This is a genomic window from Nocardia nova, from assembly GCF_002933465.1.
Classification (GTDB): Bacteria; Actinomycetota; Actinomycetes; order Mycobacteriales; family Mycobacteriaceae; genus Nocardia; species Nocardia nova_B.
In genome coordinates this window covers 134,555-145,970 of sequence record NZ_PSZE01000002.1, presented here as the reverse complement: position 1 = coordinate 145,970, position 11,416 = coordinate 134,555, and the positions used below count along the sequence as shown (strand labels likewise).

Annotated in this window: 9 protein-coding genes; 4 read left to right on the top strand and 5 right to left on the bottom strand. The window is 66.3% G+C overall.

What is annotated here, in order from left to right:
* Positions 1-92 precede the first annotated feature (92 nt).
* Positions 93-1,475 (top strand): threonine/serine ThrE exporter family protein, encoded by a 1,383-nt coding sequence (locus C5E41_RS03085; RefSeq protein ID WP_104374319.1) that lies wholly within the window; start codon positions 93-95, stop codon positions 1,473-1,475.
* A 52-nt stretch (positions 1,476-1,527) separates the two neighbouring features.
* Here C5E41_RS03085 and C5E41_RS03080 read toward each other — a convergent pair whose 3' ends face one another.
* The 4 genes from C5E41_RS03080 to C5E41_RS03065 form a co-directional block, all read right to left on the bottom strand.
* The gene (locus C5E41_RS03080) at positions 1,528-2,247 is read right to left on the bottom strand and encodes a TetR/AcrR family transcriptional regulator (RefSeq protein ID WP_063013819.1); all 720 of its coding nucleotides are present in this window, start codon (positions 2,245-2,247) and stop codon (positions 1,528-1,530) included.
* A gap of 126 nt (positions 2,248-2,373) precedes the next feature.
* Positions 2,374-3,618: a cytochrome P450 gene (locus C5E41_RS03075; protein WP_308706022.1), complete on the bottom strand. Its 1,245-nt coding sequence runs from the start codon at positions 3,616-3,618 to the stop codon at positions 2,374-2,376.
* A gap of 187 nt (positions 3,619-3,805) precedes the next feature.
* Entirely contained in the window at positions 3,806-5,650 is a 1,845-nt protein-coding gene (gene asnB, locus C5E41_RS03070; RefSeq protein WP_104374318.1) for an asparagine synthase (glutamine-hydrolyzing), read from the bottom strand.
* A gap of 236 nt (positions 5,651-5,886) precedes the next feature.
* Positions 5,887-6,135, bottom strand: a complete 249-nt coding sequence (locus C5E41_RS03065) for a hypothetical protein (RefSeq protein WP_258080701.1) — start codon at positions 6,133-6,135, stop codon at positions 5,887-5,889.
* Between the two features lie 332 nt (positions 6,136-6,467).
* Here C5E41_RS03065 and C5E41_RS03060 point away from each other — a divergent pair, with 332 nt between their 5' ends.
* Positions 6,468-7,217, top strand: coding sequence for a helix-turn-helix domain-containing protein (locus C5E41_RS03060; protein ID WP_104374317.1), 750 nt, complete (start codon positions 6,468-6,470; stop codon positions 7,215-7,217).
* A gap of 114 nt (positions 7,218-7,331) precedes the next feature.
* Here C5E41_RS03060 and C5E41_RS03055 read toward each other — a convergent pair whose 3' ends face one another.
* Positions 7,332-7,775 carry a hypothetical protein gene (locus C5E41_RS03055; RefSeq protein WP_104374316.1) on the bottom strand — a complete coding sequence of 148 codons (444 nt, stop codon included), beginning with the start codon at positions 7,773-7,775 and terminating at the stop codon, positions 7,332-7,334.
* A gap of 615 nt (positions 7,776-8,390) precedes the next feature.
* Here C5E41_RS03055 and C5E41_RS03050 point away from each other — a divergent pair.
* Together C5E41_RS03050 and C5E41_RS03045 are read left to right on the top strand one after the other, a co-directional pair.
* Positions 8,391-9,071, top strand: a complete 681-nt coding sequence (locus C5E41_RS03050) for a heme oxygenase (biliverdin-producing) (RefSeq protein WP_063028185.1) — start codon at positions 8,391-8,393, stop codon at positions 9,069-9,071.
* A gap of 316 nt (positions 9,072-9,387) precedes the next feature.
* Complete coding sequence (locus tag C5E41_RS03045) at positions 9,388-11,403, top strand: SDR family oxidoreductase (protein WP_104374315.1); 2,016 nt, start codon at positions 9,388-9,390, stop codon at positions 11,401-11,403.
* Positions 11,404-11,416: the final 13 nt, after the last annotated feature.

The following is an 11,416-nucleotide window of genomic DNA, read 5'->3' as shown; positions in this document are numbered from 1 at the left end:
CGGCTACCGTGTCCTGTGTGACAGATGAGTTGGAGCCCGAACTCGTCCGCACGGGGCCGGAAACCCGGCCGAGTTCGTTGTGGCATCGGGCGATGGGAGCGGTAACCGATCGGCTGGTCGCCCAGCGGCGCGCCACGGTGGACTCGGTGGTCGAGGCGCCGGCCCCGCTGAAGCCGATCGATCTCACCGACGACGCCGCCGTCACCGAGGTGCTCGACCTGGCCGAGCGGGTCGGCGAGGTGGTGCTCGCCTCGGGCACCGCCGTCACCGACACCAGCACACAGGTCGAATTCATCGCCGCGACATACGGTTTGGCGCAATGCGACATCGACGTGACCTACAACTCCATTCGTATCTCCGCCGATCGCGGCCCGTCGCTGCCACCCGCCAGCACCATGCGGGTGGTGCAGTACCGCTCGCTGGACTTCACTCGCCTGTCGGCCGTCGACCGCCTCACCCGGCGGATCCGCCGCGAGGTGGTTCCGCCTCAGGAGGCGCACGCCGCCCTCGACGCGATCACCACCGCCCCGCACCCCTACAACCGGTGGGTCGCCACATTCGGCTGGTCGCTGCTCGCGGCCTCCATCGCGCTGTTGCTGGGTGGTGGCGTGCTGGTCGCGGCCGTGAGTTTCGCCACGACGTTGCTGATCGACCGATGCAACCGCGCGCTGAACAAGCGCGGCCTGCCCTTCTTCTTCCAGAACATGATGGGCGGCATCATCGCGACCCTGCCCGCGATACTGCTGCAGACCTTCGCCGAGGGGTTGGAAACCAATCCCAGCCTGATCGTCGCGGCCGGAATCACCGTGCTGCTCAGTGGTTTACAGCTCGTCGGTGCGGTCGAGGACGCGATCACCGGCGCACCGATCACGGCCGCCGCCCGCATGCTGGAAGTGCTGGTCATGACCGGCGCGATCATCGGCGGGGTCGGTGTGGCACTGCGCGGCGCCCAAGCCTTCGGCGCCCAGGTGCCGCCGATCGACATGTCGCCGTCCTACGACATCACCAATCTGCCGTTGAAGATCACCGCCGGTGCGGTGGCGGCGGCGGCATTCGCGCTCGCCTGTTACGCCGAGCGCCGGGCCCTCGCCGTCGCCGCCATCAGTGGTGCGGGCATCACCGTGTGCTACCTGTTCGTCCAGCACGCGGGCTTCGGTCCGGTGATCGCCGCCGCGGTCTCGGCGACCGCGATCGGTCTCGCCGGTGGTCTGCTCGCCCGCCGGGCGGTGACGCCCCCGCTGGTCGTCGCCATCGCGGGCATCACTCCGCTGCTGCCCGGTCTCAAGGTCTATCGCGGTCTGTTCGCCCTGATCAACGACGATTTGCTGGTCGGGCTGAATCAGATGTTCGCCGCGCTGGTGGTCGGCTGCGCCCTCGGCGGCGGCATCACGCTCGGTGAGTGGTTCGCCCGGTGGCTGCGCCGGCCGCGGATCCTGCGGCGGGTCACCGGGGTACGGCCCGACGACTTCACCTGAGGCCGCCGGGTTCGCGGCCCGGACCGGAGGAGGGCTTGTCCGAGGGGATGCCTCAGGCCGCGAACCCGATGGAGCGGGCCAGATCGGCCAGCGTCGCATCGAACAGGGCATCCGGATTTCCCACCGGCATCGGGTAGTTGCCGAAGACTTCGAGGGTGACGTGCCCGTACAGCCGGGCCCAGAACTGGATCATCAGATAGGTGACACCCAGGTCCAGCTTCTCGGCCGGGAATTTCTGCCCCGATTCGGCGAGCACGGCGAGCAATTCGGTCTGGAATCCGACGAGGTCTTCGCGCAGCGCGTGCGGGATCACATCGGTCGGCGGGGTGACGATGTCGTAGGTGGTCAGCAGCCGGCCTGCGGCCTCCAGGAAGATGCGGCCGAACGGTTCGTCGAATTGCCGCATGGCGCTGGCCGAACCCCCGGCCGGCGAGGCGAAGACGAGCGTGAACTCGTGGGCGTGGGCCAGGGCCCACTGCCGGAAACCCTTGCAGATGGCGAACAGCTGGACCATCCCGTCCTCGGGCAACTCGGCCACCTGTTCGGCCAGTTCCTGGGCCAGGTCGGCGCAGATATCGCTGCGCAGCGCACCCACCAGGTCGTCGCGGGAGGCGTAGTACCGATACAACGCGGGTGCGGTGATACCCAACTCACGCGCGATGGCGCGCAGGGTCACCGCCTCGGGTCCTTGCTCCACCAGGAGCGTGCGGGCCACGCGCCGGATATCGGCGTCGCTGACCGCGGGCATCCGGCCCCGTCGTGCGGCTGTCATGCGTCGTCCTTCGTCGCATGCACACCGGCCCCGACGTCACGGGTACGTCGAGGCCGGTGCGCACACTGTGTCCTGGGCCGCCGGAGACCGGGGACGCCGAGGGCGCTGCCCCAGCGGCCGCGGCGCTCACTCGTAGGCGACCTGCCAGCTCTTGATTCCGTTCAACCAGCCCGAGCGTAGCCGGACCGGCTCGGAAACCTCACGCAGGTTGGGCATCACGTCGGCGATGGCGTTGAAGATCAGATCCAGCTGCAGCCGGGCCAGGTTGGCGCCGACGCAGTAGTGGGTGCCGGTGCCGCCGAAGCCCACGTGCGGGTTCGGGTTTCGCATGATGTCGAAGTCGAACGGCTTGTCGAAACGTTCCTCGTCGAAGTTCGCCGAGGAGTAGAACAGGCCGACCCGCTGGCCCTTCTTGATGGCCTGACCACCGATTTCGGTGTCCGACAACGCGGTTCGCTGGAACGCGATGACCGGGGTCGCCCAGCGCACGATCTCGTCGGGCGCGGTGCGCGGCCGCTCGGCCTTGTAGCGCTCCCACTGCGCCGGATTGTCCACGAAGGCCTTCATGCCGTGGGTGGTGGCGTTGCGGGTGGTCTCGTTACCGGCCACGGCCAGCAGGATGACGAACCAGGCGAACTCCTCCGAGCCCAGGGCCTCGCCCTCGATATCGGCGTTGAGCAGCTGGGAGACGATGTCGTCGGCCGGGCATTTGCGCTTCTCCTCGGCGAGGTTCCACGCGTAGCCCATGACCTGCGCGTTGGCCATCTTGTAGCTGTCGGCGTACTCGGGGTCGTCGTAGCCCATCATCTGGTTGGACCACTCGAACAGCTTGCCGCGATCCTCCTGCGGCACGCCGAGCAGTTCGGCGATGGCCTGCAGCGGCAGCTCACAGGCGACCCGCTGCACGAAGTCGCCGCCGCCGGTCTTCTTCGCCTCGTGCACGATCCGCTCGGCCCGCTCGCGCAGCGCGGCCCGCAGGCTCTCCACCGCGCGCGGGGTGAAGCCGCGCGAGATGATCCGGCGCAGCTTGTCGTGCGCCGGCGGATCGGTGTTGACCAGCATGGCTCGCTGGATCTCGATCTCCTCGCGGGTGATCTCGCCGTTGAAGCGGATCACCGCGGTGTTCTCCTGGGTGGAGAAGACCTCGGAGTTCTTCGAGATCTCCTTGACGTCGTCGAGCCGGCTCACGACCCAGTAGCCGCCGTCGTCGAATCCACTCACTCCGTTGGGCTGGTCGACCCACCACACCGGGGCGGTGCGGCGCAGCTCCGCCCATTCGGCCACGGGCAGACGCTGCGACAGCAGATCGGGGTCGGTGAAATCGAAATCGTGACCGATGGACGGCAGAGACGGCAGAGACGGCGCGGACACGGTACCTCCTTTGGAACACGTTCCTATGGAGTGAACCACACCACACCCGTTTTGTGAACACCTATTAGTAAATAATGTTCACCTGCTTGTTCAGGCTCGCGAGCAAACGGCCGGCTCCGCCCCTGACCAGTGCGGACAGCGCACGGGCCGGCCCGACACGAGGTCGGGGCCGGCCCCGGACAAGCGCTCAGTCCAGCTGCAGTTGCGGAGAATACAGCTCCAGCCAGGTGTGCAGATCGATGATGCGATCCAGTCCGGCGCGCATGTAGCTGTCGATGCCGGACGGGTCGTGGGCAACCACTCGCTGCAGCCACTGCCGGTCGATGATCTCGAACAGCGGTGAATCGTCTTCGGCGAGAAAATGTTTCGCCTGCTGCTGCAGCACCGCCGCATAGCCCGGATCCTGCGTCGACGGATACGGGCTCTTGACCCGGCGCACCACCGATTCCGGCAGCACATGCTCGGCCGCATGCCGCAGCAGGCTCTTTTCCCGGCCGTCGAACGTCTTCAGCGACCACGGGGTGTTGTAGACGTACTCGACCAGGCGGTGGTCGCAGAACGGCACCCGCACCTCGAGGCCGACCGCCATCGACGCGCGGTCCTTGCGGTCGAGCAACGTGCGCACGAACCGGGTCAGGTGCAGGTGGCAGACGGTCCGCATCCGGCGTTCGACCTCGGATTCGCCGTCGAGGTGCTCGACCTCGGCCACCGCCGCGCTGTACTGATCGGCGACGAACTCCTCGAGCCGCAGCCGCTCACGCAGGGCCGGATTCAAGATCTGCCAGCGTGCGTCGCCGGTCAGAGCGGTGTTGAACGCCAGCCACGGAAAGGTGTCCTCCTTCAGCGCCACCTCGTCGTGGAACCAGCGGTACCCGCCGAACACCTCATCGGCCGACTCCCCCGACAGCGCCACGGTCGACTGCTGCCGGATGGCCGCGAACAGCAGATACAGCGAGGTGTCCATATCACCGAGACCGGCGGGAATGTCGCGAGCGGTGACGACTGCGCGCCGCACCGCCGGATCGGCCAGATCGGCCGGATTCAGCACAACGTCGCGATGGGCCGAGCGCACCAGCGCGGCCACCTCCCGCACGAACGGCGAATCCGGGGTGTCGCGCATCTCGTCGGGGACGAAGTTCTGCTCCTGGTTGGCGAAATCGACCGAGAAGGTGCGCAACTGCTCGCCGTCGCGGGCGAGCCGGGCCGCGGCCAATCCGGTGATCGCGCTCGAGTCCAGTCCGCCCGAGAGCAGCACACAGCGTGGCACATCGGAGATGAGCTGGCGATCGACGATGTCGGTCAGCAGCTCACGCACCCGGGCGACGGTCCGTTCCTGGCTGTCGGTGTGCTCAACGGCATGCAGCCGCCAGTAGGTGCGGGTGCGAATTCCGTTGCGGTCCACCGTAACCAGCGTGCCGGGCAACACCTCCGCCATGCCCTTCCACAGCGACCAGCCGGGCTGTTTGGTCATGGCGAACAGCTCGCGCAGGCCGTCCAGATCGACGGTCTTGGCCGCGATCGGGTTGGCGAGGATGGCCTTCGGCTCGGAGCCGAACAGCACACCGTCGGGGGTCGGGTAATAGTAGAACGGTTTGATCCCCATCCGGTCGCGCACCATGACCAGCTTCTGGTCGCGCTCGTCCCAGATCGCGAAGGCGTACATGCCGTTGAGGTGGTCGACGACGGACTCACCCCATTGCAGATAACCGTGCAACACCACCTCGGTGTCGCTGTCGGTGTCGAAGCTGTGCCCGAGTCCGCGCAGCTCCTCGCGCAGTTCACGGAAGTTGTAGGCCTCCCCCGAGTACACCATCGCGACGTCGCCGGCCGGGGTCGGCACAGACATCGGCTGCGCCCCGCCCGGCAGGTCGATGATGGCCAGCCGCCGGTGCCCCAGCGCCGCGTGGGCGCGAACGAAAGTGCCCCGCCCGTCCGGCCCGCGACAGGCCATGGTTTCGGTCATCGCATCGATAACCCCCTGCTGCCGGGTGAGATCGTCCGAGAACGCCACCCAGCCCGCGATTCCGCACATTCCGCCGCCTCTCAATAACTAATTAGCTTAGGGAACTATCCGTAAACCTGTTGTAACACAACGAGTCTCACGCGCGCCACCACGCGCCCGACTTGTCCGAGCTTGTCCGAACTCGCCGCTTTCGCCCGATTTGCATCATTGATCCCGATCGTGCGAACAGCTGGAAATCCGACCACTCAGGTCGCCGCCGCGTGCCAGATTCGACCACACCACTCACCCTCGGCGCTGTCGGCCGCCTACCGGTCACGTTCGGGTTGCGATCCGGTAGCCCACCGTGAGAACGACACCCGCGGATTCACGATCTCCACGTCGGCGACCGACATCACCGAATTAAGTGTGAGAAAGTCGAAATGCTCTGTTGTCGGCGCGATTACAGTATCGGCGCCGGCCGCGCGGACCTGGTCAGCGAGCGGTATCAGGCCCACCTCCGGCGCCCACACGAGCCGATAGCCGAGACGTTCGGCCAGCCGCCGAACCCGAGCCACGTCCCAATCCGGACACGACGACTCCGGATGTACCCACCCCAGCGCTATCGGTCGCGCATCCCTCATCGGCGCCGACTCCGGCGACGCACGTCGCCCCCGCAGCGGCACGCGCACGAGCGCGACGGTCAACACGCGCGGTGAGCAGGAACAGAATCCACATTGCACACCCCTCACAGTCCGGTTCCGAATACCGCGACCCGGATCAGTTGGCCCTCCGGCTGCGCGGCCATGCCAGATTTGCTGACACCACCACCTCCGGGCGACGACGAAACCGACGTCAATACGCGCACAATCGGGGCGACATTTAGGCGTCATTCCCCTACAGTTGCCGCATGGGAAGACCCAACGTCGCCTTACGCGCCGCTCGCACGGCCCGGTTGCTCAGCCAAGACGATTTGGCCCGCATGCTCCGCGAGGCCGGATGCGTCAGCGCCACGAAACGACTCGTCCAGCGATGGGAATCCGGCGCGACCACGAATCCCCGCCCCTCGCATGCGCGGGCTTTGGAGCAGGTGATGCGCCTGCCCATCGAAAGCCTCGGATTCGGCGCGGTGATGGCTGGACGCAGCCTCTCAGGGGACGACACGGCTGGACATGAAGTCCACTCGCCGATCGGCGACGTTCCCCGAGAGCGCCATCCGGGCCAGGCCGCTCCGCAGCCCAATTCCGGTACATACAGCGGGATTTGGCTGTCGCGCTACGAGTTCTACTCCTCCGGTCGCGAGCAGACGTTCACGTCGTCGCATTACGTGGTCGTGCTGCAGCACGAGCAACGGCTCACTGTGCGCAGTCTGCCGAGGTCCGCGGCGGGGACACTCGAACTCGACCTGACCCTGGACGGGCACATCGCGACGGGCACCTGGTCGGAAACCACCGCGCCCAGTGGCTACTACAAGGGCGCGCGGTACTTCGGCGCGATCCAACTCCTGTCGGAACTCACCGCGACCCGCCTGGCAGGCAAGTGGGTGGGATTCGGAAAGAACTTCGACGTGAATGTCGGGCCGTGGGAGCTGGTCCTGCAGGATCGATCGACATCGAAGGCCACGATCGAGAAATACGATCGCCCGCCCGAAACCGACTGACGTGCCGGGCCACGCGATTTCGTGGCGACGAGAACATCCTTGCATCGCAAGCGAAACGAACGGACGGGCTGACCTGTGGACTACAAATGCGGATGTCGCCGACCATGCCGAATATTAGTCGAGCTGTAGCAGAGGGAACAGCGGGGCGAGGAAGGGAAGGTTGCGGACGAGGACATCCACGGCTGAGCGCGCACCGGTGCCTGTGCCGCCGAAATTGCTGCCTTTCCATGTCACGCCGGTCGAGCCGGCCGTGTAATAAATTCCCTGCCCGCCATCGCATTGGACGTCCGCCGTATATTGCCCGGCAGAAGTCCCACTGAAGTCGTACGTATAGGTCAACGTGCTCGGATTCGGTGCCGGGCTCGAATACTTCACCACGCTGTTGATCTTGAACACACACGATTCGCCACTCGCCACACCGCTGACCTGGGCTGTGAGTACCGAACCGGAGGTGGAGAAGGTGGCGGCCGCGTTAGCCGCCGCTATGCCGGGCAGAAAAACGATCATGGCCACCGCCGCGAGCACTGCGACGATTCCGCGAGCCGGTAGGCCAGACATCCTATCGCTCCCTTCGGGATGACAACTGAATTCGAATTGTCTTGCCTCAGTTTGAAGAACACCTTTGTTCAGGCATTAGGCTGCTACACCTGGCGTTATCGTGAAACTACAGCCGCTGACGTTTTAAGAATATCAACCGAATGTCGATTACAAATATGTACGTACGTACTTATTGAAATGGCGGCGCCGCCCGCAGGCAACCATATCGCTACAGTCGACATTTCGCTTGCCGAGTCCGGGGCCGCCATGCCCCCGGTCGGGTTCTCTTCGGTGAATTGCGCGAACACACTGCGCCGCAACATGGCCGGAGCACGCTCATGCCCAGGAGCCCGGTCGGGCCCACGATGCGCACGGCGCCCCGGTATTCCACGGCGTGCATGCTCGGCAAAGTCGCAGGACGCGTCGACGCCGTTCCGATTGGACTTCTCCTGCATCCAGCGACCGGGCGCCGGCGAAGAAGCGGCAGCTCATTCACCGCCGACCGGTGCTCTGTGTGCGGCCCGACGCGCCTTTCTCGTCCGAAAGTTTGATTCCGCCACGCTCATCGACCGGTATCGTCGGAGGCGAAGTTAGGTTACCCATACTTGCCGTCCACGAAGCGAGGAACTCAGGATCATGCCGGACGCCACCTCCACCGAGCAGCCCGTGCCGTTCTCCGCGCAGATCCGCTCCGCCACCGCCGAACAGCACGAACGCGCCGAGAACTCCACCTTCATGAGCGACATGCTGGGCGGCGCCCTGGACGTCCGGGCGTTCTATCGCTACACCGGCCAGCTCTGGCACATCTACCGGGCGCTCGAGGCGCACTGGGACACCCTCGCCGACGATCCGGTCGCCGGTCCGTTCATCCGGCCCGAACTCGCGCGCCTGGCGCATCTCGAAGACGATCTGGCGCATCTGGGCGGCCCGCAGTGGCGCGACGACATCGACGCGCTGCCCGCCACCGCCGAGTACGCCGCCCGCATCACCGAGTGCGCGCTGACCTGGCCCGCCGGCTATGTGGCCCACCACTACACCCGCTATCTGGGTGATCTGTCCGGCGGTCAGGTTATTCGCGGCACCGCGGCGAAGCTGTGGCAGCTGCCCAAGCGTGGCGACGGGGTGCGCTTCTACGTGTTCGATCAGATCGCGAACCCGGCCGCTTTCAAGCGCGGCTACCGCACCCTGCTCGACGAACTGGCCGTCGACGATCTGGAGAAGCAGCGAGTACTCGGCGAGTGCCGGCGCGCCTTCGATCTCAACAGTGCCGTATTCGCGGATCTGGCAAGCGAATTCCCGGTCCGCCGCGAAGGCTGACCTCCCCCGGACACTCCTGGACGTCCGACCGGAAGGTTGCTAGTCGATAACCAGATGCATCTCCGAGTTACATCAAAATCGTTGTTACACATACTGATCGGCGCTCCCATGTGGTGACAAGCCCCACACCACAGGGGGCGCCGTTTGGTTGCGGGCGCAACTCGCCGACAGCTAAAGTTACTCACCAGTTAGGCACGCAGGGGTTCCTACAGCGACCTCGATTCTGATAGAGGCCGATTCGTTCAGTCCGCATCCACCGACGCATGTCGGACGAACAACGTTGTGCGACAACATGTTCGACCTGCAAGGAGGGGTTATGGCCACCTATATCGTGACCGGTGGGACGGGTTTTCTGGGGCGGCGCGTGGTGGAGGGACTGCTCACCGCCGATGCCGACGCCGTGGTGCACGTGCTCGTGCGCGAGGCCTCGGCAGCCAAACTGGCCGAACTCGCCACGCGCTGGAATGCCATCGACCGAGTGTTTCCGCTGGTCGGCGACCTGAAGGCCGAAGGTCTGGGACTCGCGGACGAACCGCCGGCCGCACAGCACGTGGTGCACCTGGGCGCGGTCTACAACATGACCGCCGACGAGGAATCCGCTTACGCGGCCAATGTGAACGGCACCCGTGCGGTGATCGCGCTCGCCACCGAACTGGGTGCGATGCTGCACCACGTGTCGTCGGTGGCGGTGGCCGGTGACCACCGCGGCAAATTCTTCGAAGACGATTTCGACCTCGGCCAGAATCTCGAATCCCCCTACCACCGAACGAAATTCGCCGCCGAGCGACTGGTCCGTGAAAGCACCGGGCTGCGCTGGCGGGTGTATCGCCCGGCCATCGTGGTCGGCGATTCGCGCACCGGCGAGATGGACAAGATCGACGGTCCGTACTACTTTTTCCCCGCGATCGCGCGGCTGGCCGCGCTGCCGGGCGGGCTGCCGCTGCCGCTGCCGGATCTCGGCGCGACCAATATCGTCCCGGTCGACTACGTCGCCCAGGCCATGGTCGGGCTCATCGGCCGCCCGAGGCTGAACAAGCGCACCTTCCACCTGGTCAACCCGCGTCCGCAACCGTTCACCGAAATCTACGGCGCGCTCTCGCGAGCAGCCGGCGCACCCGGTGGCGTGGGTCCGGTGCCGGGCAGCCACACCGCACTGGCAACGCTGAACCGGCTGCCCGGTGTCACCGCGGCGCGCGATTTCCTGTTGACCCAGTTCGGCATTCCCGCCGAGGTCGCCCCGCATACCTCGTTCGCGTCGGAATTCGTCTCCGACTCCACGCGGGCGCTACTGCGCCGCACCGATCTCGAGGTCCCCGCCTTCGACACCTACGCCGAGAATCTGTGGCGGTACTGGCGCGCCCACCTGGATCCCGACCGGGCGCGCCGCCACGGGGGCGGCGACCGGCTGCGCGACCGAATCGTACTCATCACCGGCGCCTCCTCCGGGATCGGCCTGGCGACCGCGCACGCGGTGGCGCGACGCGGTGCGACGGTGCTGATGGTGGCGCGCGGGGTCGACGAACTCGAGGCGGCGGCCGTCCAGGTGCGCGAGCAGGGCGGCGACGCCTACAGCTACTCGTGCGACATCACCGACGAGAAGGCGGTCGAACTGCTGGTCAAGCAGGTGCTCGCCGACCATCACCATGTCGACTATGTGGTGAACAACGCCGGGCGTTCGATCCGCCGCTCGGTGCTGAACTCCACCGACCGCATGCACGACTTCGAGCGGACGATGGCCGTCAACTACTTCGGCGCGGTACGGTTGATCCTGGCCTTGCTGCCGGCCATGCGGGAACGCCGATTCGGCCACGTCGTCAACATCTCCTCGATCGCGGTGCAGACCAAACAGCCGCGCTTCGCCGCCTACGTGGCGAGCAAATCGGCACTGGACACCTTCAGCGAGATCGCGGCGGTCGAGAACGCCGACGCCGGCATCACCTTCACCTCGGTGCGGATGCCGCTGGTGCGCACCCCGATGATCGCTCCGACCGAGATGTACCGATCACTGCCGGTGCACAGCCCTGACCAGGCGGCGGCGATAGTAGTGCGCGCACTCGAAGAGCGGCCCGCGCGCATCGACACGCCGATCGGCACCTTCGCCCAGGTCATCGACACGGTGATGCCCTCGGTGAAGAAGGCCATTCTGCACCAGGGCTTCCGGCGGACCGGCGAATCCGCCGCGGCAAGGCACGGCCGCGCCGCATCCAGCGATCCGGCCGAGGCCAGCGGCCGCAGTCCGCTGCTGGCACTCGCACCGGTGGTGCAGCCGCTGATGGGATTGCCCACCCCCGCGGCTCGTATCGTCAACCGGTTGCCCGGCCTGCACTGGTGATCCGCACCTACCA